Source organism: Puniceibacterium sp. IMCC21224, from assembly GCF_001038505.1.
GTDB lineage: Bacteria > Pseudomonadota > Alphaproteobacteria > Rhodobacterales > Rhodobacteraceae > Puniceibacterium.
This window is the reverse complement of the sequence record NZ_LDPY01000001.1, coordinates 1,903,700-1,926,766: the sequence shown is the minus strand read 5'-3', so window position 1 is coordinate 1,926,766 and position 23,067 is coordinate 1,903,700. Positions and strand designations below refer to the sequence as shown.

Annotated in this window: 25 protein-coding genes, 2 tRNA genes and 1 pseudogene; 19 read left to right on the top strand and 9 right to left on the bottom strand. The window is 60.5% G+C overall.

What is annotated here, in order from left to right; genetic code table 11:
• Positions 1 to 22 precede the first annotated feature (22 nt).
• Genes IMCC21224_RS08860 through IMCC21224_RS08850 form a run of 3 tightly spaced genes read left to right on the top strand, consistent with a single transcriptional unit; the run spans position 23 to position 2,137 of the window.
• Complete coding sequence (locus IMCC21224_RS08860) at positions 23 to 1,153, top strand: bifunctional 2-C-methyl-D-erythritol 4-phosphate cytidylyltransferase/2-C-methyl-D-erythritol 2,4-cyclodiphosphate synthase (protein ID WP_047995041.1); 1,131 nt, start codon at positions 23 to 25, stop codon at positions 1,151 to 1,153.
• Positions 1,150 to 1,638 (top strand): phosphatidylglycerophosphatase A, encoded by a 489-nt coding sequence (locus IMCC21224_RS08855; RefSeq protein ID WP_047995040.1) that lies wholly within the window; start codon positions 1,150 to 1,152, stop codon positions 1,636 to 1,638. Before IMCC21224_RS08860 ends, IMCC21224_RS08855 begins: the two co-directional genes overlap by 4 nt.
• Before the next feature lie 10 nt (positions 1,639 to 1,648).
• Positions 1,649 to 2,137 carry a CinA family protein gene (locus IMCC21224_RS08850; RefSeq protein WP_047995039.1) on the top strand — a complete coding sequence of 163 codons (489 nt, stop codon included), beginning with the start codon at positions 1,649 to 1,651 and terminating at the stop codon, positions 2,135 to 2,137.
• A 58-nt stretch (positions 2,138 to 2,195) separates the two neighbouring features.
• Here the strand turns inward: IMCC21224_RS08850 and IMCC21224_RS08845 are convergent, their stop codons facing one another.
• Positions 2,196 to 3,521 carry an MmgE/PrpD family protein gene (locus IMCC21224_RS08845; RefSeq protein ID WP_047995038.1) on the bottom strand — a complete coding sequence of 442 codons (1,326 nt, stop codon included), beginning with the start codon at positions 3,519 to 3,521 and terminating at the stop codon, positions 2,196 to 2,198.
• 35 nt (positions 3,522 to 3,556) lie between these two features.
• Positions 3,557 to 4,003, bottom strand: a complete 447-nt coding sequence (locus tag IMCC21224_RS08840) for a type II toxin-antitoxin system RatA family toxin (protein WP_047995037.1) — start codon at positions 4,001 to 4,003, stop codon at positions 3,557 to 3,559.
• A 70-nt stretch (positions 4,004 to 4,073) separates the two neighbouring features.
• On the opposite strand from IMCC21224_RS08840, the gene hpt reads away from it, so the two are divergent.
• The 4 genes from hpt (at position 4,074) to IMCC21224_RS08820 (ending at position 6,301) form a co-directional block, all read left to right on the top strand.
• Positions 4,074 to 4,625 (top strand): hypoxanthine phosphoribosyltransferase, encoded by a 552-nt coding sequence (gene hpt, locus IMCC21224_RS08835; protein ID WP_047995036.1) that lies wholly within the window; start codon positions 4,074 to 4,076, stop codon positions 4,623 to 4,625.
• Positions 4,622 to 4,807, top strand: a complete 186-nt coding sequence (locus IMCC21224_RS08830; RefSeq protein ID WP_047995035.1) for a hypothetical protein — start codon at positions 4,622 to 4,624, stop codon at positions 4,805 to 4,807. Before hpt ends, IMCC21224_RS08830 begins: the two co-directional genes overlap by 4 nt.
• 130 nt (positions 4,808 to 4,937) lie before the next feature.
• Entirely contained in the window at positions 4,938 to 5,399 is a 462-nt protein-coding gene (locus IMCC21224_RS08825) for a cytochrome c (RefSeq protein ID WP_047995034.1), read from the top strand.
• 8 nt (positions 5,400 to 5,407) lie between these two features.
• Positions 5,408 to 6,301 (top strand): cytochrome c, encoded by an 894-nt coding sequence (locus tag IMCC21224_RS08820; protein ID WP_047995033.1) that lies wholly within the window; start codon positions 5,408 to 5,410, stop codon positions 6,299 to 6,301.
• Positions 6,302 to 6,766: 465 nt separating this feature from the next.
• On the opposite strand, the pseudogene IMCC21224_RS28465 reads toward IMCC21224_RS08820, so the two are convergent.
• Positions 6,767 to 6,904: pseudogene (locus IMCC21224_RS28465) on the bottom strand (DNA repair protein MmcB-related protein); the annotation flags it as partial.
• A gap of 333 nt (positions 6,905 to 7,237) precedes the next feature.
• The gene (locus IMCC21224_RS27725; protein WP_156178195.1) at positions 7,238 to 7,405 is read right to left on the bottom strand and encodes a hypothetical protein; all 168 of its coding nucleotides are present in this window, start codon (positions 7,403 to 7,405) and stop codon (positions 7,238 to 7,240) included.
• Between the two features lie 580 nt (positions 7,406 to 7,985).
• Here IMCC21224_RS27725 and IMCC21224_RS08810 point away from each other — a divergent pair.
• Positions 7,986 to 8,684 (top strand): anti-sigma factor domain-containing protein, encoded by a 699-nt coding sequence (locus IMCC21224_RS08810; RefSeq protein WP_047995031.1) that lies wholly within the window; start codon positions 7,986 to 7,988, stop codon positions 8,682 to 8,684.
• Between the two features lie 87 nt (positions 8,685 to 8,771).
• Here the strand turns inward: IMCC21224_RS08810 and nusB are convergent, their stop codons facing one another.
• The 4 genes from nusB to IMCC21224_RS08790 all read right to left on the bottom strand — a co-directional run bounded on the left by nusB (position 8,772) and on the right by IMCC21224_RS08790 (position 11,905).
• Positions 8,772 to 9,278 (bottom strand): transcription antitermination factor NusB, encoded by a 507-nt coding sequence (gene nusB / locus IMCC21224_RS08805; protein ID WP_047995030.1) that lies wholly within the window; start codon positions 9,276 to 9,278, stop codon positions 8,772 to 8,774.
• The gene (locus IMCC21224_RS08800) at positions 9,275 to 9,826 is read right to left on the bottom strand and encodes a 6,7-dimethyl-8-ribityllumazine synthase (RefSeq protein ID WP_047995029.1); all 552 of its coding nucleotides are present in this window, start codon (positions 9,824 to 9,826) and stop codon (positions 9,275 to 9,277) included. Before IMCC21224_RS08800 ends, nusB begins: the two co-directional genes overlap by 4 nt.
• Positions 9,826 to 10,953, bottom strand: a complete 1,128-nt coding sequence (gene ribB, locus IMCC21224_RS08795; protein WP_047995028.1) for a 3,4-dihydroxy-2-butanone-4-phosphate synthase — start codon at positions 10,951 to 10,953, stop codon at positions 9,826 to 9,828. The genes IMCC21224_RS08800 and ribB overlap by 1 nt, the downstream gene beginning before the upstream one ends.
• A 169-nt stretch (positions 10,954 to 11,122) precedes the next feature.
• Complete coding sequence (locus IMCC21224_RS08790) at positions 11,123 to 11,905, bottom strand: RNA methyltransferase (protein ID WP_047995027.1); 783 nt, start codon at positions 11,903 to 11,905, stop codon at positions 11,123 to 11,125.
• A 145-nt stretch (positions 11,906 to 12,050) separates the two neighbouring features.
• Between IMCC21224_RS08790 and IMCC21224_RS27720 the strand changes: the two genes are divergently transcribed.
• From IMCC21224_RS27720 to IMCC21224_RS08760, 6 genes are all read left to right on the top strand, one after another.
• Positions 12,051 to 12,134, top strand: a tRNA-Tyr gene (locus tag IMCC21224_RS27720).
• A gap of 97 nt (positions 12,135 to 12,231) precedes the next feature.
• Complete coding sequence (locus IMCC21224_RS08785) at positions 12,232 to 13,131, top strand: DUF6538 domain-containing protein (RefSeq protein WP_047995026.1); 900 nt, start codon at positions 12,232 to 12,234, stop codon at positions 13,129 to 13,131.
• A gap of 12 nt (positions 13,132 to 13,143) precedes the next feature.
• Positions 13,144 to 14,282 (top strand): IS3 family transposase gene (locus tag IMCC21224_RS08775; RefSeq protein ID WP_156178119.1). Its coding sequence is split into 2 segments (ribosomal slippage): positions 13,144 to 13,384 and positions 13,384 to 14,282, totalling 1,140 coding nucleotides; the frame shifts between segments, so codons are not numbered across the junction.
• Between the two features lie 39 nt (positions 14,283 to 14,321).
• The gene (gene istA, locus IMCC21224_RS08770) at positions 14,322 to 15,443 is read left to right on the top strand and encodes an IS21 family transposase (protein WP_047995025.1); all 1,122 of its coding nucleotides are present in this window, start codon (positions 14,322 to 14,324) and stop codon (positions 15,441 to 15,443) included.
• Positions 15,440 to 16,171, top strand: coding sequence for an IS21-like element helper ATPase IstB (istB, locus tag IMCC21224_RS08765; RefSeq protein WP_047995024.1), 732 nt, complete (start codon positions 15,440 to 15,442; stop codon positions 16,169 to 16,171). The genes istA and istB overlap by 4 nt, the downstream gene beginning before the upstream one ends.
• 393 nt (positions 16,172 to 16,564) lie before the next feature.
• Entirely contained in the window at positions 16,565 to 17,206 is a 642-nt protein-coding gene (locus tag IMCC21224_RS08760; RefSeq protein ID WP_053078934.1) for a tyrosine-type recombinase/integrase, read from the top strand.
• A gap of 25 nt (positions 17,207 to 17,231) precedes the next feature.
• Here the strand turns inward: IMCC21224_RS08760 and IMCC21224_RS08755 are convergent.
• Positions 17,232 to 17,315, bottom strand: a tRNA-Leu gene (locus IMCC21224_RS08755).
• Between the two features lie 702 nt (positions 17,316 to 18,017).
• Here IMCC21224_RS08755 and IMCC21224_RS08750 point away from each other — a divergent pair.
• From IMCC21224_RS08750 to IMCC21224_RS08730, 5 genes are all read left to right on the top strand, one after another.
• Positions 18,018 to 18,695, top strand: a complete 678-nt coding sequence (locus tag IMCC21224_RS08750) for a response regulator transcription factor (protein WP_047996995.1) — start codon at positions 18,018 to 18,020, stop codon at positions 18,693 to 18,695.
• On the top strand, positions 18,682 to 20,103 hold the full coding sequence (locus tag IMCC21224_RS08745) for a HAMP domain-containing sensor histidine kinase (RefSeq protein WP_047995023.1): 1,422 nt from the start codon (positions 18,682 to 18,684) through the stop codon (positions 20,101 to 20,103). Before IMCC21224_RS08750 ends, IMCC21224_RS08745 begins: the two co-directional genes overlap by 14 nt.
• A gap of 198 nt (positions 20,104 to 20,301) precedes the next feature.
• Complete coding sequence (gene surE, locus IMCC21224_RS08740) at positions 20,302 to 21,087, top strand: 5'/3'-nucleotidase SurE (protein WP_047995022.1); 786 nt, start codon at positions 20,302 to 20,304, stop codon at positions 21,085 to 21,087.
• Positions 21,088 to 21,103: 16 nt separating this feature from the next.
• A complete protein-coding gene (locus IMCC21224_RS08735) occupies positions 21,104 to 21,748 on the top strand; it encodes a protein-L-isoaspartate(D-aspartate) O-methyltransferase (RefSeq protein ID WP_047995021.1) in 645 nt (214 codons plus the stop codon).
• Between the two features lie 68 nt (positions 21,749 to 21,816).
• Positions 21,817 to 23,028 carry a LysM peptidoglycan-binding domain-containing protein gene (locus IMCC21224_RS08730; protein ID WP_047995020.1) on the top strand — a complete coding sequence of 404 codons (1,212 nt, stop codon included), beginning with the start codon at positions 21,817 to 21,819 and terminating at the stop codon, positions 23,026 to 23,028.
• The last annotated feature ends 39 nt before the right edge of the window (positions 23,029 to 23,067 follow it).

Here is a 23,067-nt window from a genome sequence, read left to right as displayed (position 1 = left end):
GCACCAAGCAAAAGGATGCCGTATGACCACCGCCGCCCTCATTGTTGCCGCAGGCCGTGGCACCCGCGCCGGCGGCGTTCTCGCCAAGCAATGGCAACAGGTTGCGGGAAAATCAGTGGCGCGGTGGTCGCTGGAACGCTTTCGCCATTTCGACCGGATTGTACTGGTTGTTAACGCCGCTGACCGCGATATCGCGCGCCAGGTCTGCGCCGGGCTGCCCGTGACACTGGTCGAGGGCGGCACTGATCGCGCCGGATCTGTGCGCGCCGGGCTTGAGGCGCTGGGCCTGGACCCGCCCGACCTGGTACTGATTCACGATGTGGCGCGCCCCTGTGTGCCTGCCGATGTGATTGCCGGCGTGCTGGCCGCACTTGAGCATGGCCCCGCCGCCGCCCCTGCGCTGGCCGTCACCGACGCACTCTGGACCGGGACCGGCGCGCGGGTCACCGGCACCCGCGACCGAACCGGGCTGTTTCGGGCGCAAACGCCGCAAGGGTTTCACTTTGCCGCCATCCTGGATGCCCATCGCCGCCATCCCGGCGCTGCCGCAGACGATGTCGAAGTCGCGCGTGCCGCCGGTCTGAGCGTGACAATCACGCCGGGGTCCGAAAACAATCTTAAGATCACCGGCCCCGACGATTTCGCCCGGGCCGCCAAGCTGCTGGAGAACACGATGGATATTCGACTGGGCAACGGCTTTGACGTGCATGCCTTCGGGCCGGGGGACCATGTTTTCCTGTGCGGCGTAAAGGTCGCACATGGTTATGGGCTGGTCGGTCATTCCGACGCCGATGTAGGTATGCATGCGGTGACCGACGCGCTCTATGGCGCGCTTGCCGATGGGGATATCGGTCGCCACTTCCCGCCGTCGGACCCGCAATGGAAGGACGCCAAGTCCGCGATTTTCCTGCGTCACGCCGCGGATTTAGCGCGGACGCGCGGGTATGCGATTGCCAACGTGGACTGCACCCTGATCTGCGAACAGCCCAAGGTTGGGCCACATGCCGCCGCGATGATGCAGGCCATGGCCGGGATCATGGATCTGCGCCCGGATCAGATATCGGTCAAGGCGACCACGTCAGAGCGGCTGGGCTTTACCGGCCGCGGCGAAGGGATCGCTGCAATCGCCACCGCAGCGCTGGTGCGGACATGAGCGGCCTGATCGCAACCGTGCTGGGCGTCGGATATCTGCGCCCCGCGCCCGGCACCTGGGGATCGTTGGCGGCGCTGCCGCTGTTCTGGGCGCTGCATGTGGCGGGTGGCATTGCGTTGTGCGTGCTGGCCACGGTGATTGTGTTCGGGGTCGGCTGGTGGGCCACGATGCGCGAAACCGCAGGCAGCGACGACGACGATCCGTCCGAGATTGTCATCGACGAGGTTGTCGGCCAGTGGATCGCCCTTTGGCCGGTGTCCTTTGGTGCGGGAATGATGGGGGTCGATGTGACCCGGCTGTGGCCCGGCTGGGTCGCCGGTTTCCTGCTGTTCCGGTTGTTCGACATTTGGAAGCCCTGGCTGGTCGGGATGGCAGACCGGCGCGGGGATGCGCTGGGTGTCATGCTGGATGACGTGATCGCAGGGGTGTTTGCGGCGCTGGTGGCGATTATTTTGGCCGGACTCGCCCACGGTTTACTTATGTGAGGCCAGTGAGATGACAGAGGCACTTGCCACCGAAATCCTGCAACTTTCCCTGGCGCGCGGCCTCACCGTGACCTGTGCCGAAAGCTGTACTGGCGGACTGGTTGCCGCAGCGATCACCGATATTGCAGGTTCCTCAGCAATTTTTGAGCGAGGGTTCGTGACTTATTCCAACCTAGCCAAACAAGAGATGATCGGCGTCTCGGCCGCAACCCTCGATTCTGTCGGCGCGGTGTCAGAAGAGGTTTGTGCCGAAATGGCGCTGGGGGCATTGCACGCGGCCGGGTCGGATATCGCTGTCTCGGTCAGCGGCATTGCCGGTCCGGGGGGATCCGAGTTCAAACCCGAGGGGCGCGTTTGCTTTGGCCTTGCCACTGACGCCGGTGTCACGACCGAAACCATTGAGTTCGGCGCACTTGGCCGCACACATGTCCGTGCGGCCGCGACCCGACACGCGCTGACCCTTTTGAAGGGTGCGATCGAGGCGATACCAACACCCTAAACCTTGGGTACGTCAGCATGTTACCGACTAAATCTAAGGCAACGCACTCAAAGCGGCCTCACACCTGCGCCAGCTGAATTCCGATGTCGGACGGGTCTGCCAACCCATCCACAAGCCCCTGCACCTGCGCGGCGCGCGTCGCCCCCAGCAGTGACTCGGCTTTGGCTCTGACCCGGGCGTCGCGCAGCGCCAGCGGCTGTGGCTCCAACAGATCGTGGTACAGTTTCACCGCCTCACCAGAAGTCAGGTGCAGCGTCACCCGCGCCTGCGTTTCGCTCAGAGTGTCGTCGCCGGAGACGGCAACCCGACGACGCAGCGCCGTGATCTGCGGATCGTGGCAGAGCGCATCGCAATAGCTGTCCAGTCGCGCGGTATCATGCCCCAGCAGGCGCATGGCGACGACCTGAGCATACGAGAACTTTGCCTCAAGCCCGCCCGTCGGGTCGGCGACATTGCAGACGCTCAGCCAGCGCGGGCTGGTCCGCACGTCGACACGTTCGACCGTATCCGCGCCAATCGCCGACGCATCCGCCAACGCGTCAAGCGTCGCGTGCAGACCGTGGCAGCAGGCGTGGAACTTGTGGCTGACCTGTTCGAACAGCCAGACCTGCCCCAGCCCCGCGATCGCGGTCGGATCCGCCGCCCCGTGATGCGTTTCACCAAAGCCCTGTGGCCCATCGAGAGCGCCGCGTCGGGGCTGCAGGCCATGCGCCACCAACAGCGCGGCCTCTACCCCGTTGGCGGCGGCAATTCCGGCATTGAACGGCTTGCCCATCGTGCCAAACTGCGATTTCAGGCCCGAGGCACGGGTCGACAGCACACCCAGCACATCCGCCATCTGCCCCGCAGTCAGCCCAAGCAACCGCCCCGCTGCCAGCCCGGCGCCAAAGGCACCTGCGGTCGCGGTCTGATGATATCCAATCTGGTAATGCCCGCGACCAAGCCAAAGACCGACGCGCACCGACGCCTCGACCCCGATCAGCGCCGCTGCCTGAAACGCCGCGCCTGATGCGCCAACCTTTTCGGCCACGGCAAGGGCCGCAGAAACAACCGCCACCGACGGATGGCCGATATGGCCAAAATGCGTGTCATCATAGTCCAGTGCATGACTCGCCGTGCCATTGAGCAGTGCGGCAGCACGGGCGGGAAACCGCCCCTCGAGTCCCAAAGTATGCGCCTGAGGCGCGCCACCTTCGTCGACCACCAGCGCCCGCACGGCCCGTGCCACCGGTTCGTCCCGCCCAGCAAGGCCCACCGCCAGCCAGTCGATCACCGACAGCCCCATCACCGCCCGCGCGTCCCTTGGCAGGTCATCATCCCGGGTGCTGCTGGCAAACTGCGCCAGCGCCGCTGTGATATCGTAGTCTGCGCTGCTGTTCGTCATGCCCTGCCCCCGAATTTTATTCTAGTCGTAGTAACTTAGCCGTAGAGTGTGGCCGCCCGTCGCTCAAATGCGCGCACAATCCGCTGCATCGCCTCGTTGAATACCAGCCCGATGATGCCCTGCAACACCGCATTCTTGAATTCGAAATCAACGTAGAACGATACATCGCAGCCACCGTCGTCGGTGTCCGCAAAACCCCAGTTGGATTTCATATAGCGAAATGGTCCTTCAAGATATTCGGTATCAATGCGCCGGTCATCCGGCCACAGCGTCACCCGGCTACCAAAGCGTTCTCGGAACACCTTGAAACTGATCACCAGATCGGCCTCCATCACCTGTGCCGCGCCTTGTGGCGTGACTGATCGGACACGCGCGGCAGCGCACCACGGCAGAAATTGCGGATAAGACCCCACATCAGCCACCAGATCATACATCTGCTGGGCGGTGTAGGGCAGTTTGCGGGTCTCGGAATGGGTCGGCATATCGCCCCGTTTTGATCGTGACAGTGGGCGTGCATGTCGTATGCTACGCCCGGAAAATCAAGGGAAACTCATGTCACAGCGTCCATATGTCATCGACGAAATGATCTCGGCCAAATCAATCGCCGCAAGGATCGAGGCGCTGAGCCACGAAATTGCCGCTGAATTCAAGGACACCGAACAGTTGCTGGTCGTCGGGCTGCTGCGCGGATCGTTCGTGTTCATCGCCGATCTGGTGCGCGAACTCGATCTGCCGGTCGAGGTGGATTTCCTAGAAGTTTCCTCATATGGCGACGGCATGGAGAGCAGCCGCGAGGTCCGAATTCTCAAAGATTTGCGCGGTCAGATCGAGGGGCGCGACGTGCTGGTCGTCGAGGATATCGTCGACACCGGCTTCACCCTTAGCCGGGTGGTTAGCTTTCTGTCCGCCCGCGATCCCGCCCGCCTGCGCACCATTGCTCTGCTCGACAAACCGTCGCGCCGCGAGGTTGATGTGACCGCCGACTGGACTGGATTCGTGATCCCGGACGAATTTGTCGTCGGCTACGGCATTGATTATGCACAGCGCAACCGCAACCTGCCCTTTATCGGCAAGGTCCGGTTCCCTGATGAGCCGCAACCATGAACCCGCTGCACCTGTTGCGAATGACGCGCTGGGTCCGTCATCCGCCCTCACCCCGCACAGTGGTTCTGGTGATGTCCGTCGTCGCCATCTGCGTTGGACTTTTTGTTGTGGAGCGATGGATCGGCTGGCCCGAGGCGCTGACCGTCACACCGCACCGCGGAGCGGTCCGCGTTCTGCCCTGAAAGGCATGGGGGTGTGCGACATCGCCCTGTCGTCACACGGGTTTTACCTTTTCACATCACTTCACATAAACGTTTATTCCGTGCCGGTGTGATCCTAACCTAGGGTCAAACTAACCACAGGGAGTTCACCATGAAGAAACGCCTCATTGCACTTGTCGTCGCATCGCTTGCCTTTGGCACCACTGCCAGCGCCCAGGATGATTTCTCTGGCGCGCTCAAGGCGCGCAAAGGCCAGTTCAATATTCTGGCCATCAACCTTGGCATTCTGGGCGGTATGGCCAAGGGTGAGACGCCATATGACGCAGAGGCGGCCCAAACCGCCGCCGACACCCTTGTCGCGGTGTCGATGATCAATCAGCCGCCGCTTTTTCCCGCAGGCTCGGACAACATGAGCATTGAGGACACGCGCGCCCAGCCATCCGTCTGGGACAATCGCGAGGATTTTCTGGCAAAATGGGCCGGTCTGGGTGAGGCTGCGCTAAAAATTCAGGCCGCCGCCGGAACGGGTCAAGAGGCGCTTGGCCCGATGCTGGGCATGTTAGGTGGCGCTTGCAAGGCTTGCCACGACAATCACCGCGCCCCTGCCGGCTGACTCGGGGGATGCGACGCGTATTGGTCGCAGTGCTGCTGGCCGGAGTCTGCGCCTTAGGCGTCGGCCTCTGGCTGACACGCGCCAATCCTGTGTCTGATGCGGTTTATTCCGGGCTGAGGGGCGACGCGGATCGTGGTGACCAGATCTTTGTCGCTGCGGGCTGCGCCTCGTGTCACCATGCGCCCGACGCGCCAGAAGACGCAGCAAACCCGCTGTCCGGCGGACAGCGTTTCGCCTCGGATTTTGGGACGTTCATCGCGCCCAACATCTCGTCCGACCGCGAACACGGCATCGGAGGCTGGAGCCTGACACAATTCGCCAGCGCGGTCACGCGCGGCGTCTCGCCCGAGGGCGCGCATTACTACCCCGCCTTTCCCTACACCGCCTATATTCACATGACACCGCAAGATGTGGCCGACCTGTGGGCGCATCTGCAGACCCTGCCCGCAGACGCCACACCCAGCCAGCCGCACCAGGTCGGGTTTCCGTTCAATATCCGCCGCAGTGTCGGCGGATGGAAGGTCCTGTACCTGACGGACGACTGGGTGATGCCCAACAGCGATGACCCGATGCTGACCCGTGGCCGCTATCTGGTCGAGGCGCTGGCCCATTGCGGCGAATGCCACACGCCGCGCGACGCGCTTGGCGGGTTGCAAAAGGATGCATGGTTGACCGGTGCGCCCAACCCAACCGGCGAAGGCCGCATTCCGGCGCTAACCCCGGACAAATTGACCTGGTCCGCAACCGATATCGCCTATTACTTAGAAACCGGATTTACCCCCGACTTTGACAGCGTCGGCGGGCATATGGTCGCCGTCGTCAACAACTTTGCCAAGCTACCGACCGAGGACCGCGCCGCCGTAGCCACCTATATCAAAGCGCTGTCGGCAGACTCTGACTAGGGTCACTTCATAGCCAGAACATAATGATGGAGACGAGAGCGCGGCCTGACAGGAACGGCATGAGCAACTGGTTACGGCGCGCCGCCGGTCTCTTTGAGGCAGTAAAGCTATTCTTGATCTCGTGGCGCATGTGATAGGTACCTTGCCGTGGTGGGGCGGAGCCTTGGGGCCGTTTCGCAATGGAATCGCATGCCGAGATCCCCTTATTTCAACGGCTTCACGGGACCAATCGGCGTCATAGCCGCAATCGGCCAATATGTTGTGGCAGGTGGCATATCCGGTCAGAGTTGTGCAACAACGCCCATGGGAACCCATCTCATTCCACTTTGGACAGGAGACCCTCCGTAAACTCGCAAAGATCCTTCTCGCACCGCAGCAAACTCGCAAAGTCTGATCGGAAGGGCGCTCGCCCCTGTCTCAAGCGCCGGATTTCTCCGCTCGCGAACGGGTGTTTTTCATCGGAAACGGACCCGGCGCGATCACATCAACCCGGCGCAAACGCTGCGGCACAAATTCTTTCATCACGGCAAAGCCGTGGCTGGCTAGATGGCGGCAAACGCCGCGCGCCGAAAACTGTCCAGATTGCAAACGGCCCGCAAACATCCCCTCCGCGAGTATCATTAGAACAAACACACGAAGGTTCCTGAAAATGCCCCTTGTCGCGCGCATCCACCGCTCCTATCTATGCCCAAGGCGGGTTCTGCCCTTCTCGTTCATGGTTGCATTCCGGTGGCCTTAAGCAATTCCGAGGGAGTTGGCTCTGTCCGGGCCCTGGTTCGGTTACCTGACGCCCACCTGTACATACAGGTCCTCGGGAATGAGAAAACCCCACGGTTGTGGTGGTTCCCGCCGCTTCTGCCCCGCTTCAGCGGTGTGAGGGGCTGGTCGGTCCGGCGCGGCAGATCGCCCCGGTCCCGACGCAACTCCTCTGAACATCTAGGTCGACGCAGTCCGTCCCAGCAGATCCCCGAATAGATTTTCAAGCTCGTTTCGAGTCAGACCTACCTTGACCTCGTTTAGTGCGCCGGTCGTGGTGCGCCCCGCCAATGAATGGCAACGGCCCCGCGCCAGTTCACCAAACGTGTTAAAGTATTTCAGCAGCATTCGCGTCGATCCCCATCTTCGCCCCCACAATAAGTTCACGTCAAACCGACTGGCAAAGTTTCGCCGTCACGCGAATTATTTCTCGAAAGTTTGGAACTATCTGATTTTATTTAAAATAATTTTTTGAAACTTTCTCAACTTATGAACAAAATCCAACTTCCTACGCTGCCGACCTAGCCCGGGCCTGCGGCTTTGACATTTACCTGGCGGCATTCCGGCATTCGCGCGAGGTCCAGGAAAGCTGCCTTTCACATGCTGCGAAACTTTTTACGGGTCCGCTCCGTGTGTTGAACATCGAGGCAAGCAAATCGTGCGCGTCCCGGCTGAACCATATTAACGGAAAGGCAGACGATGAACCGCAAGATCGCAGAAGCGCGCCAACCAACCATAGTCTGGTTCTGCGCAGTCCTTGGCGATCGGCTAGGTGAGCATCGCGCCTACTTGCCAGACAATGTGGTGATTTGATGGACGTGCATTTTGACCATGAGTGAGCGAAACAGTCGACAGAAATTCAGGGGGACCACCGTCCTTCACGGGCCACTGATGGTTCACGTCGGTCAAAAAGTGAGGATTTACAACAATGACATCCCCCTCGGCTGATCGCCCGAACGATGACCTATTGGCAGCCGAATATGTGCTGCACTTGCTGCCTGCAGACGAACAATCGGTATTTGAAACGCGCCTGGCTCGCGATCCGGCTTTGATGAATCATGTGATCTTCTGGGCGACGCGGTTTTCACGTCTTGATGAGCAGGTAGAGGCTGCGCGTCCGCCGTCGTCACTGTTGCGTGGCTTGACGGAGCAGCTTTTTGGCCAGCAACAACCGCTGCCCTTCTGGCGGCAATCTAGATTGCGGCAAGGGCTCAGCTTTGTATCGCTCGCTGTGGCCGCAGCCATAACATGGCAAGTCTGGCAGTTTTCGCACCACACCTCTGTGCGCACCGCGCCTCTGCTGATCTCAGAAATCTCTGCCGGAGATCAGTCGCTGCGCATTCAGACCGTGTTTGACCCAACCAACGCGGCCCTCCAATTGACCCGCACCGTCGGCGCGCCCGCTCCCGGCCGGGTACTAGAGCTGTGGGCCATTGCCGAGGGAACGCCGCCGGTGTCGCTGGGTGTTTTACCGCAAGACCGGTCGATGACCCTGACGTTGCCCGCGCCCTTGCGTGCGCAAGCAGCGCATCTGACGCTCGCGATCAGTGACGAGCCGCCGGGCGGATCGCCGACAGGTGCCCCAACCGGCGCAGTCCTCGCGACAGGGCCTATGACCTCGGTATGAGAAACTGCAAAAGGTGGGCGTGCTAATCCCACACGCTACGGCGGCGTTACCAGCGCCGTTCGGGCCATAAATTTCGGCTTGTAGGGATCAGAACGCTTCGGGCTTGGCCTCGCGCGCCATATGATCAAGCACAGCGTTGACGAATTTAGGTTCCTTGCCATCGGGAAAGAACGCTTTGGCGACGTCGACAAATTCCACGATCACCACTTTGGGCGGCGTCGTGTCGGCCAGCAGTTCTGCCCCTGCCGCACGAAACAGCGCCCGCAGCGTCGGGTCGATCCGCGCAATCGGCCACTTTGCCACCAAGGCCCGGTCCGTCATCTGGTCGATTTTGGCTTGCATCGACACCGCGCCATCCAGCAGCGCCGAAAACAGCCCCACATCGCCCTCCATCATCTCATCTCCGTCGTAGACGGCGCCGAACCGATGATCGAGGAATTCATTCCTCACCTGATCCACTGTCTGGCTGGAATGCTCCATCTGGAACAGCGCCTGCACGGAATACAGCCGCGACGCAGATTTCCGGTCACGTTTGGACGGTGCCTTACCCGCTGTGGTTCGGGCGTCAGGCTGTTCGGCGGGGTCGGTGGTCATGCGGTGGTTTTGCCTTTGCTGTCGCCAGCGATCTGGAATTCGTCACGGGATGGTTTGAAGCCCACCCCCTCGCGCTGGCCGCCCCACTTACGGCTGAGCGCAATAAGATGCAAGGCCGCCGCTGCGGCACCGCCGCCCTTGTTCTGGCCCGCCGCTTCTGCACGGGCTTCGGCCTGGGCCCTGTTTTCGACCGTCAGGATGCCATTGCCAATGCACAACCCCTGAAGGCCAAGCAGAGTCAGCCCCCGCGACGAATCGTTGCACACCGTGTCATAATGCGTCGTCTCACCCCGGATCACACAGCCCAAGGCCACGTAACCGTCGAAATGCGACAAACGTTCGGCAATGCCGATCGCCGTCGGCACCTCAAGCGCGCCGGGCACTTCGACCGTTTCGTGGGTGCCGCCCGCCGCCTCGATCTCGACCCGCGCGCCTGCGATCATTTCATCCGCGATGTCACGATAATACGGCGCCACCACAATCAGCAATTTGACCGGCTTGCTGAATTCTGCCCGTGGCAGGGTGTAATGCTGTTCGTTCGCGGCCATCAACCCAGATCCGATATCTTGCGGGTTCCAACAATTTCAAGGCCATACGCCTCGAGCCCGACAATCTTGGGCGTCGGAGAATTGGTCAGAAGCGTCAGCCGTGACAGTCCCAGTGACGACAGGATCTGCGCGCCAAGGCCGTATTGCCGCAGCGTTTTTGGCGACACCTCGTCATGTGCATCGATCTTCATCGACGTGTCGCGCAGCAGCACGACGACGCCACGCCCCGCATCCGCAACGGCCATCATTGCAGCCTGAAATTCGTCTGCGCGTCCCTTGGGACCGGTGCCCACAACGTCCAGCAGCGGATCCATCGCGTGCATTCGCACCAGAACCGGCGCATCCCCCGAAAGATCGCCCTTGGTCAGAACGATATGTTCATCGCCGTGGGTTTCATCGGCATAAATTCGCATGTTCCACTCACCGCCGAACTCGCTGGTAATGGTCTCATCCTTGCGCACCCGTACCAGATTATCGTTGCGACGACGGTAGGATATCAGATCGCTGATCGTGCCGATTTTGATGTTGTGGCGCTGGGCAAAGGCCACAAGTTCCGGCAACCGCGACATGGTTCCATCTTCGTTCATGATCTCGCAGATCACGCCTGCCGGGTTCAGCCCCGCCAAACGGCTCACATCGACTGCGGCCTCGGTATGGCCGGCACGTACCAAAACACCGCCGTTCTTGGCCCGCAGCGGGAACACATGCCCCGGCGTTGCGATATCCTGAGCGCCTTTAGACGCGTCAATCGCAACAGCCACGGTCCGCGCCCGATCAGCCGCCGAAATACCAGTGGTCACGCCTTCGCGCGCCTCGATCGACACGGTAAAGGCGGTCTCGTGCCGCGACGAGTTGTTGGAACTCATCAGTGTCAGACCCAGCTGGTCGATCCGCGAAGACGGCATCGCCAGGCAGATCAGCCCACGCCCGTGCATCGCCATAAAGTTGATCGCATCCGGCGTCGCCCATTGCGCGGGGATAACCAGATCACCCTCATTCTCGCGATCCTCGTGATCAACCAGAATGAACATGCGCCCGTTGCGCGCGTCCTCAATTATCTCCTCGACCGAGGAAATGGCATCCTTCCAGTTCTCTTCGACCGGACCTGGTGTCTCAAATTCCGCCATGTGGCCTCCAGTATTTTCTGACCGCCAGATACGCCACCCCGCCCCGCTTGACCAGAGCGACCTGACACGCCGCGCTGCAGACCTGCACTGCACCAACGCACAGGCGCGGTCTGCTCCGCGATGCCTAAATGACCGTCAGACCGCGCTTGCCCCTAAAACGCTCGCCGTCTCAGCGCCGTACCGACGCATACAAGGCGACCGCCGCCGCATTTGACACGTTCAGTGATCCAAAGGAATCTGCAAAGTCGATCCGCACCAATGCGTCGCAGGTGTCCTTGGTCTTTTGCCGCAGCCCCGGCCCCTCAGCCCCCAGCACCAAAGCCACGGCGCGGTCGCGCTTACCGTCCAGTGCAGCCTCGATGCTTTGATCCGCCGCGCCATCCAGACCCAGCAGCAGATATCCCATACCGCGCAGCCGCTCCATCGCGTCCGCCAGATTGCGTTCGCGCAGATAGGGTTGACGCTCCAGCGCGCCGCTGGCGGTCTTGGCCAGGGCACCGGTCTCGGGCGCAGAATGACGCAACGTGCCAATCACGGCGCAGGCGCCAAACACCTCAGCGGATCGCAGGATTGCGCCGACATTATGCGGGTCCGTCACCCGATCAAGCAGCAGCACGCGCGGCGGGATCGTCCCCGCCCCCAGCGCCACCTCGTCGAGTCGGCCCCAATTCAGCGGTTTAACCTCAAGTGCGGCCCCCTGATGCACTGATTGCGGGTCCAGCGGCGCAGCAAACCGGCGCGGATCGCTGATCTCAGGCTCGATATCTGCGCCGGCAATGGCGTCCGCCAACTTGTCCTGCGCATTCAGCGTCACAACCAGCCGCAGCTTTTCGCGTTTCGGGTTCATCAGCGCATCTCGCACCGCATGCAATCCAAAGAGCCACACGGTTTCCGCCGCCGAAGCCTTGCGCGCCTGCTCTTTCTCGACCACCCATTTCGGTTTTTTCACCATTCTCCGGCCCTTTCCTGAACGCGCGGGACCATGCGCGTCCACGCAGGGCACCGCAAGGTATTTTCGATGGATTTTCCAGTTGACGCCGCAGAGAGCCGCTAGTAATCACCCCCTCACGTTGCAGGCCACCGGCCATCGCAACAGTGGGCGACAGGCCGCAAGGTGTGGCAGGGGACTGTAACTCCCTCGCGGAGACGCACGCCTGGTTCGATTCCAGGGTCGCCCACCATACACTCCATCTTATTGAAAAATATTACAGTTCCTGCTACCCTAGGAGCCAGATGGGCCGATTTTCGGTACCCAAAAGGTGTTTTTCGGTACCGAGCATGGCTTCAGACAAAATTCCACACCTGCTTTTCGAGCGCGGTAGGTACTACTACCAGCGCAAAGTCCCGCTCGACTTTCAGGACACCCTAGGTGCCAAGAAATGGCGTCAGCCACTGGGTGCGGACTACGTGCCTGCTGTCGACCGCGTGCGAGAACTGACCAAGGAACACGACGCCCTTCTGTTGTCTTTGAAGGACCCGGAAAAGCTCCGAGATCGAAAATCCGAGACCCGTCGGACCCGCGAAGCTGGACAGTCAGCAAAAGACGTTGCCTCTGACACGGCCTATCGCCAGTGGCTGTCTGACAATAATTGCGATGACCCCGAGTCCTTCGGTGAGGACCCAAAATCACTATCCCTGACCGCTGAAGCACGCGAACGCCCGTGGGAGAGCGCGGCCCGATTAATGGCTGGCCTAGAAAGCGAACGAGCTGAAAACCAATGTGACCCGGCGTTTCTGGAAACTCTAATAGCGCATGTAGAAGCCTCAGATACCGACCCGCCACGAATAACGCTCCCGCCCTACCCACAATACCGGGCGTTGGTCGGGGCGGCGAGCACGCGTGTACAGGAGGCCGTTCGCTTTCTTCCTCGCATCCTGTCACCCATGGACGACGATGAGTACCATGACCGTTTGGTTGATGTGCTCAACTCTCATTTCGGACCTGACATAACGCCTCCGCGCGACCCGGAAGACAGAGATGAGTTCGACCTGAGCAAGCAACGTCTAGAACGTAAGATCGCGCGGGTGGCCCGATCACCGGACACGATCACGAAAGTTGCGGAGCGCTACTACAAGTTTGCTCAGATCAGGGAAAACACACAGGACAAGTACCGTCGAACACTGAACTGGACTTGTCCCGATTTAGTTCCGGTCTCTTTCGAGCGATATTCGCAATGAAGGAGACACAAATTGGCACCAAGATACAGCGACGAGTTCAGACGTGATGCGGTTCGCATTGCAACAAGCAGTGGACTGACGCGACCTCAGATTGCGTCTGATTTAGGGGTTGGTGTTTCGACACTGAACAAGTGGGTTCAACACCATCAGAATGATGACCTGATGTCCGGCCCGCATGAGGATGTGGAGAAGGAGAACGCCCGCCTTCGCAAAGAGAACCGGCTACTCCGCGAGGAGAGGGAAGTGTTAAAGAAGGCGACGATCTTCTTCGCAGGCCAAAAGGCGTGAGGTTTGCCTTTATCGACACCTGGAAGAAGATCTGGCCCATTGAGTTTCTATGCCGCGTTTTGCGGGTAACTTCCCGTGGGTTTCGCGCCTGGAAGATCCGCCCTATCAGCCGAAGCCAGCGAGATGACATGGTGCTGTTGGCCCATATCAGAGAACAACACCGCCTTAGCCTGCAAAGCTACGGCCGACCTCGCATGACGGAGGAACTGCGCGATCTCGGTCTTGTTGTCGGGCACCGCCGGGTAGGCCGGTTGATGCGTGAGAACGCGATCAAGGTTATTCGAACCCGTAAACATAAAGTCACGACTAACAGCAATCACGCCTTCAATGTCGCCCCCAACTTTCTTGATCAGGACTTCTCTGCTGATGGCCCAAACCAAAAATGGGCAGGGGACATTTCCTACATCTGGACGAGCGAGGGATGGCTGTATTTGGCAGTGATCATCGATCTTTACTCCCGCCGGGTCATTGGCTGGGCGGTCAGTAACCGGATGAAGCGGGACCTGGCCATCAAGGCATTAGACATGGCAGTAGGGCTGCGAAAGCCACCCAAAGGCTGTATCCATCATACGGATCGTGGCTCTCAATACTGTTCAGGTGACTATCAGAAAAGTCTGAAGCAGCATGGATTTCTGGTCTCAATGAGCGGCAAGGGAAATTGTTATGACAATTCCATGGTCGAGACCTTCTTCAAATCTCTGAAAGCCGAACTGATCTGGCGTCAGAAATGGGCGACCCGCAGACAAGCAGAAGGAGCAATATTCCAATACATCAATGGGTTCTACAACCCGCGAAGACGGCATTCATCCCTTGGCGGGAAAAGTCCCTTGGCTTTCGAGAGACGGCCTCCTAACATGAGCTGAGAGACCGGAACTTTTGCGTGGCAAGTCCAGTATTTCTTGATGGGCGATGCGCTTCAGTTCGATTGGAGTGAGGAACATGTCGTTCTGGGCGGCGTCGAGCAGAAGGTTCACGTGGCCCATTTCCGGCTATGCCACAGCCGCAAGCCGTTTGTCGTGGCCTATCAGAACGAGAAGCAGGAAATGGTGCTTGATGCCTTTGTGCGGGCACTGTCGTTCTTTGGCGGCGTCCCGCGCCGGGTGATCATTGATAACCCCAAAACCATGGTGACCTATGTCTCACGGTCGAAGGATCGGATCTTTCATCCACGCTTTCTGGCCTTGATGAACCACTATGTCATCGAACCTGTTGCTTGCACTCCCGCCTCGGGCTGGGAGAAGGGTCAGGTCGAGAACCAGGTCCAGTTCCTCCGCGGCGAGCTGTTCTGTCCAAGGCTTGCCTTTGACGATCTGGATGAGCTGAATGCCTGGCTGCACCTGCGCTGCAAGGCGCTGGCCAATCGCCTGCATCCCGATCAGCAGGATCGCACGATTGCCGCTGTTTTTGCGGATGAGCAGAGAGAGTTACGTCCGCTGGGCCGCCCCTTTGATGGCTATGTCGAAAAGACTGTGCGGGTCCGATCGACATGTCTGGTGCAATATGACAGCAATCGCTACCCCGTGCCGTCCGAACACGCGGGGCGCCATGTCTCGTTGCGCGCCTATGCTGATCGGATTGTCGTGGTTGCGGGCAAGGAGATTGTCGCCGACCACAAGCGCCATTTTACACGCAATATCAGTTATTTCGAGCCGTGGCACTATGTTCCCCTGCTCGATCGCACGCCCGGCGCCCTGCGTGATGGCGCGCCCTTCAGTGGTTGGGAATTGCCCAAGGCGATGGCGCAAATCAAGGACCATTACATGCGCGGGAAAGAGGGGGATCGGGAATTCGTCGACCTGCTGCTTCTGGCGCTGACACATGGCATCGACGTGGTCGAGACGGCCTGCGATCTGGCTGTCGAACAACACACCCTGCCTGCCATCATCAACCTGATCAATCAGTTGCTGGAACCCGTCATTCCCCCGCTGGTCAACACCCATGCTTACCCGCAGCTGACCTTGCGCCCCGAGGCAGATTGCAAGCGATATGAGACGCTGTGTGCCGCCGGGGAGGTTGCTGCATGAACGCCATCATCGACCAGTTCGCTGCCCTCAGACTTCATGGCATGGCGGCCTGCGCGGCAGACTTGCTGGCCTCGCGCACGCCGCCCAGCCTGATGACAGCGTTGAAGACCTTGATCGCAGCGGAAACCCAGGAACGCCGGGTGCGGTCCATTCAGTATCAGATGCGCATTGCCAAATTCCCCCACCACAAGGACTTTGCTACCTTCGATTATGGCGCTGCAACCATCACCAAGGCGCAGATCGACCCGTTCTGCTCTGGTCAATTCACCAAGGACGCGCACAACATCATCCTCGTCGGCGGGACTGGAACCGGCAAAACGCACATCTCAATCGCCTTGGGAACCAGCCTGATCAATCAGAGCAAGAGGGTTCGATTCTACAACGCCGTCGATCTGATCAATGCCTTGATCCTGGAACAGGCCGACGGAAATACCGGAAAAATCATCAAGCAGTTGACCGCCCTGGAATGCGTGATCATCGACGAGCTTGGTTATATCCCGTTCCCAAAATCCGGCAGCTCACTGCTGTTCCATCTGATCAGCAAGCTGTCTGAAACGACCAGCGTCATCATCACGACCAATCTCGAGTTCGGCGAATGGGTCTCTGTGTTTGGCGATGCCAAGATGACAACTGCCTTGCTTGATCGGGTCACACACCACTGCAGCATCATCGAAACCGGCAACACATCCGATCGCTTCGCCCAAAGCAAATCCCGCCAGAAAACCTGAAACACCAAAAACAAAGCCCACAGACGAGCTTGCTATTTGGCGGCCGCTCGCCTGTGGGCTTTGCCACCTCTGACCTGGGTCAGTTTTAGTTGATCACACCGGGTCAATTTTGAATGCACATCGACAGGGCCGGTCAAGACATCTTGGGACGCCCTGATCATCAGCTACTTTCAAAGCCCCGAGTTTCAGGATCTGGGCAAAGGCACGAAGGCCGACTATCGACGCCACTGCGAGGCGATCCGAGAGAAGAACGGACCGAAGGACATGCGAGGGTTTCACCGCTCACATGCCATCGCCGCACGGGATGCCCTGCAGGACACCTGGTCAAAGGCGAACGTCCTGTCTGCCCTGTGCCGCCGCGCCGTGGATCTGGAATAGATAGACCGCAACCCAGTGGTAGATGTTTCGAAGCTGAAGGGCGGGGAGTACGAGCCGTGGCCTGCTGCCGCACTGAGAGCCTACGAAGCCAAGTGCACCGAGATCGACGCCCATATCGCCCGAACAGCCTATGAGCTGGCCATCGGCACCGGCCAGCGACTGGGCGATTGCGTCAAGATGCGGTGGTCCGACTTTGACAGCGGCGTGATGCGGGTCGTGCAGGAAAAGACTGGCGCGCATCTGCGGATCTACTGCCCTTCGCGGCTGCAAAACTATCTCGCCACGGCGCCGAAACGCGGCGCGCACATTCTGGCAAAGAACCTGACGCAGCCCATTGGCAAACGGCAGGTGCAAGGGGCCGTAGAGGCAGTCAGGACGGAAATAGGCGCTATGCACGGCGCCGGGCGGCTGGTGCCCCACGGCTGGCGATATAACGCCGCTGTTGAACTGGCAGAGGCTGGGTCCAGCGACTCGGAGATCCAATCGGTCACTGGCCACAAGACGCTGGAGATGGTCCAGAAATATCGCGACCGAGCATCGCAGGAAAAGAGGGCAAGCGGGCTCAGATGGCGCGGGAACAAATCGCGCCCAAATCGTGAATGTGCAAAACAATGTGCAAAACCGACCTTGGACAACTACCAGATTTTTCTGCACTAGCGAAAATAAGTCAGCATTTTCAAAGTGGTGCGGGTGAAGGGACTCGAACCCCCACGCCATAGGCGCCAGAACCTAAATCTGGTGCGTCTACCAATTCCGCCACACCCGCACGACAGTTGCGGCGCAAGCGCCCCTAACTTCTGGGTATCTAGCAAAGCGACACTCGGGAGGCCAGCGGAAAATCCGACCAAGGCCACGCATGGTCATCCTCGCCTTTTTACGGGTGGATTGATTTTGCCATTTTCGGGCTTTGGGGGTGAAAGGCGCGCCGGAGGCGGTGCTGTGGATTGTTTCAAAGCCGAAAGACGGTGCCCTGTGTGATACTGCCTATCTCCATACCTCGTCGTTCGGCTGGGTGGCGTGGTTTGTGCAGCAGTGTTCCGAGAGGGGGAGTTGTCAGCCCAGAGCCACTGTGCGGTGCAATGCCGGGCCTATCGGTGGCCTGCACTCACCATTAGGGTCGATACGGTTGATGTACTGTTCAGGCCATTCGTGCCCCACCATCCGGATACCGCGATCGATGATATCAGCGCTCAGCCTAGGCCGCACGGGCGGAGGGGTAATATGAAGTGAATTAGTCTCGATGTGATCTGACACCGCCCGCCTTCCCAGAGAACGGGACCGGGGGCGGCGCATCTTTTGAATGAGATGATGGTTGTCCGTTTTGATGGAGGTGCAAACCGTGCCCGCGCACTGGCGCTGGTTCAATTGGATCTGGGGTTCGCTGAACCGCTTCATCCGAACTCTGCTTGGGCTTCTCTGCGTCCCGCGCTACCCTGTCCCGGCGCAGCAACTCTGGAAACAAACACCCGTGCATATTCTTCTTGCCGAAGACGATCTCAAGATGGCCGATTACATCACCTCGGGTCTGGCCGAACATGGACACAATGTCGAACATGTCGCCGATGGCCGCGATGCACTGAGCTTTTGCCTCTATAACACCCCCGACCTTGCCATTCTTGATCGGATGATGCCCGGCATGGACGGGTTGTCGGTGCTCAAGGCGCTGCGGGCCGCGCGCAAGGATATCCCGGTGATCTTTCTGTCAGCCATGGGAGATGTCGATGACCGGGTCGAGGGGCTGGCGGCAGGCGGTGACGATTATCTGGTCAAACCGTTCCATTTCTCGGAACTTCTGGCGCGGATGGCCGCGACCACACGCAGGCAGAAGGACCAGAGCGAGGTCACAAGCCTTACCGTGCATGACCTTACGCTGGATCTGCTGACCCGGACCGCTGAACGGCAGGGCACGGTGATCGAACTTCAGTCCAAGGAATTTTCCCTGCTCGAAGTTCTGATGCGCAACGCCGGGCGCGTCGTGACCCGCACCATGCTGCTCGAGAGGGTCTGGAACTTTAACTTTGAACCCGGCACCACCGTCGTCGAAACCCACATCAGCCGCCTGCGCGCCAAGATTGACAAGCCGTTTGACGTGCCACTGCTGCACACCCTGCGCAACTCGGGCTATTCGTTACATGGCCCGCGTTAGATCCCTGTCTGCCCGTCTGCTGCCCGGCAATGTCCTGTCGGGTGCGGCATTCAAGGGCGCGCTGCTGTCGGCAGGCATCGTTCTGGTTGTGTTGGGCGCCACCGGGGCTTCGGCGTATTTCTACGTGCAATCAACGATGATCGGCGTCCTTCAAAGCCAGATCCGGCAAGAACAACTGCTGTTCAACGCCATCCTGCAGGACAGTGGCCCCGCCGCCCTGCGCAGCGCACTGACGCGGCTAGAGGCGTTTGACGACGCCGCCAGTCCGCGCGCTGCTGCCCTATTTGATCGCACGGGCGCGCGGCTGGCTGGCAATATCTCGACCGCGCCGGATGTGCTGGGCTGGTCGCGCGAGGTACTGACCATGGGCCACCGCACTGAAAGCGGGCGGTATCAGACCTATGGACGCCAACCCTATTATATCACGTCCATGGCCCTGTCGGGTACCACGCTGGTCGTAGGTCGCAGCCTTGATCTGGTTGAGACGACAGAGCAGACGCTACTGCGCGCCCTGCTGCTGAGTGGCGCTCTGGTGCTGGTGGCGATCCTGACCACTGGCTATCTCATCAGCCGCCAATCCCTGCGAAAATTGCAGGGGATGGAGGTCACACTCGATCAGGTATCGCAGGGCAACATGGCCGCACGGCTGACCGTATCGCCCGACAATGACCAGATCGACCGGATTTCGCGGCGGATGAACACCCATCTGGACCGGTTGTCAAAACTGATGACCTCGACCCGCGCCAGTGCTGCCGCCATCGCGCATGACCTCAAGACGCCGCTGGCCCGCGCCTATCTGGGGTTGGAAGAGGCCACGCGCGCGCTTGATGCCGGTCGCGATCCGCGCGCAGCGCTCGACAGTTCGCAAGAGGATCTGGCCAGCCTCAACACCACCTTTGAGACGATCCTGCGTATTCTGCGGATCGAGGCGCATGGCAGTGACAAGGGTGTGACACCGATGGATCTTGGCCCGCTGGTGGCCGATCTGGCCGAGACATTTCGCGCCGTGGCCGAGGACAACAACCAAACGCTGACCCTGACCCCTGCCATACCAACCAAATTCATGGTGGCAGGCGACGCGCAGATGCTGACGCAGATGCTGGTCAACCTGTTGCAGAACGCGGTGACCCACACGCCACCTGGCGCGGCGCTGACTGTGGCGCTGACGCGGGACACCGGCGCGGTGACACTGACAGTTTCTGACAACGGCCCCGGCATTCCGCCCGACGACCGGGAACGAGTGTTCGATCCGTTCTTTCGCGGCAGCGCACCGCGCAGCGACACTGGCAGCGGCCTTGGCCTCGCGCTGGCCAAGGCAGTCGCGGACCGACACAACGCCACGATCGCCTTATCGGACAACGCGCCCGGCCTGTGCGTCACCGTTACCTTCCCGGCGCTGACACCTTAGCGCCAATGTGCTGCATGCGTTGATGTCGACACAGCGACCGGATCACGACATCCGACCGGACCCCGGCGGTCAGCACGCCGATCCTGAAGGCAACATCGCCCCCTGTGCCACACCTGGGGCCCGCATCTCCCTGCCCGGCTTGCCCCCCGGCGCATGCTCGCATATGCACGAAGCCAGCAGGCACAAACGGGCGGCTTCATGCGCATTCTCATCACAAACGACGACGGCATCAACGCGCCGGGCCTTGAGGTCCTGACCGAAATCGCCACAGATCTGGCGGGCCCCGACGGCGAAGTCTGGACCGTGGCCCCCGCGTTCGAGCAATCCGGCGTTGGCCATTGCATCAGCTACACCCGCCCGATGATGGTTGCGGAACTGGCCCCGCGCCGTTTTGCCGCCGAAGGCAGCCCGGCTGATTGTGTGCTGGTCGCGCTGCATGACGTGCTAAAGGACGCGCAACCGGATCTGGTGCTGTCCGGTGTCAACCGTGGCAACAACTCGGCCGAGAATGCACTCTATTCCGGCACGCTTGGCGGCGCGATGGAGGCCGCGCTTCAGGGTCTTCCCGCCATTGCCCTGTCGCAATATTACGGCCCCGACAACGCACAGCTTGACGATCCGTTCGAAGCCGCCCGCCAGCACGGCGCTGCCACCATTCGCAGCATTCTTGATCACACCGACTCTGCTGCAACGCCATATCGGCTGTTTTATAACGTCAATTTCCCGCCTGTGCCTGCCAATGCTGTGAAAGGCACCCGCGCCGCGCCGCAGGGCCTGCGTCAGGGCACCTGTTTTTCGACCGAACCACAGATTTCGCCGTCGGGGCGTCGGTTTTTGTGGATTCGGGGCGGCGATCAGCGCGCACCGACACAGGACGGCGCGGACGCACAGGTCAATCTGGACGGCTATATCTCGATCACTCCGATGCGCGCGGATCTGACGGCGCATGACGCCCTGCCAACCCTGGACAAAGCGCTGTCATGACCCGGAACCGCCGCCCATGATCGAGGACGCGGAACGCAAGATGCAGTTCCTCTATGCGCTCCGCTCCAAGGGCGTGACCGATCACGCCGTGCTGTCTGCTATGGAAAAAATCGACCGCGGTCCGTTCATCCGTGGCTATTTCGCTGAACGCGCCTACGATGACATGCCGCTGCCGATTGCCTGCGGTCAGACCATTTCGCAACCCTCGGTCGTGGGGCTGATGACACAGGCGCTGAAAATCACCAGCCGTGACAAGGTGCTCGAGGTTGGAACCGGATCGGGATATCAGGCGGCAATCCTGTCGTGTCTGGCGCGCCGTGTCTACACCGTTGACCGTCACATGCGTTTGGTGCGCGAGGCGCGCGCCGTGTTCGATACTCTTAGCCTGAACAATATTACCGCCTTTACCGCAGACGGATCACACGGGCTGCCCGATCAGGCGCCGTTTGATCGGATTCTGGTCACTGCCGCTGCGGAAGACCCGCCCGGCCCCCTCTTGGCCCAGTTGAAAATCGGCGGTATCATGGTACTGCCCGTGGGTCAGTCGGACACAGTACAAAGCCTGATCCGGGTCACGCGATCTGAAACGGGTTTCGACTATGATGAACTGCGCCCCGTGCGCTTTGTGCCGCTGGTGGAAGGTCTGGGCAAGGACAGCTGACGCCGAAATTTACTCCAAGACGTCCCGGCATCCGCGCCGAAACAAGGGACGCGCCAGAGGACATCGAGATGACCCAAGTGACCCCCCGTACCCGATCTTCGCTGCTGCTTTGCGGTTCGACGCTGGTTGTGATGTCTCTGGCGGCATGTTCCTCAGAGCCGCTGGATTTTGACCTGCGCGGGAGGATGGGTGGTTCGGTTGATACGTCGCAGGCGGCGCGCAATGCCACGGAGTCGCGCCCGGCGCCTGACAGTCGCGGCATTCTCAGCTACCCGAATTATCAGGTCGCTGTCGCTCAACGCGGTGATTCAGTGACCAGCCTTGCCGCGCGTGTCGGCCTGCCCGTGTCAGAAATCGCCGCCTTCAACGGCCTCAAGACCGACGACAACCTGCGCGCGGGTGAGATCATCGCCCTGCCGCGCCGTGTCGATGCCGGTTCTGCAATCGCACCGCCCCCCGCCAATGACGTGATCCGCCCGGCGGGCCAGATCGACATCACCGAACTGGCGTCAAGCGCGATTGAGCGAGCGCCCGCCTCGACGACCGCTGCGGCGCCTGCAACGCCTCCGGCCACCATGCCCGGCGGAGTCGAGCCGGTGCGCCATCAAGTCAAGCGTGGCGAGACCGCCTTTACTATCGCGCGGCTTTACAACGTCACCCCGCGCGCGCTGGCTGACTGGAATGGGCTTGGTTCGGACTTTGCGATCCGCGAAGGCCAGTATCTGCTGATCCCCGTCACTCTGCCCGGTAGTGAGCGCCGCACGCCCGTCGTCGCCGAAGTCGAGTCGAGCCCCGCCCCTGGTCAGGGCTCGATCACGCCAGTGCCGCCAAGTGCATCGCGGCCGCTACCGATCGAGACACCGCCCGCCGCCTCTACCCCGGCCCCAGCGATCCCAAAGCCCGACATCGGCAAGCAAACCGCCAGCAGCAATGCGCGAATGTCCTATCCGGTTCAGGGCAACATCATCCGCGAATATTCCAAGGGTCGCAACGACGGCATCGATATCTCTGCGTCGGCAGGCACTGCGGTCAAGGCGGCGGCCTCGGGTTCAGTCGCAGCGATCACCACCAACACCGACAATGTGCCGATTGTGGTGATCAAACATCCCGACAACCTGCTAACGGTCTATACCCATATCGACAGTCTGACCGTAAAAAAAGGCGACGCTGTCAGCCGTGGGCAGACCATCGGCAAGGTGCTTGCCGGCGATCCCACGCGGATGCACTTCGAAGTGCGCGACGGGTTCGACAGCGTCGATCCCCTGAAATATCTTCAGTAAGAAATTCATCTGGCGCCATCACTTTGCGCGCTGGATTTG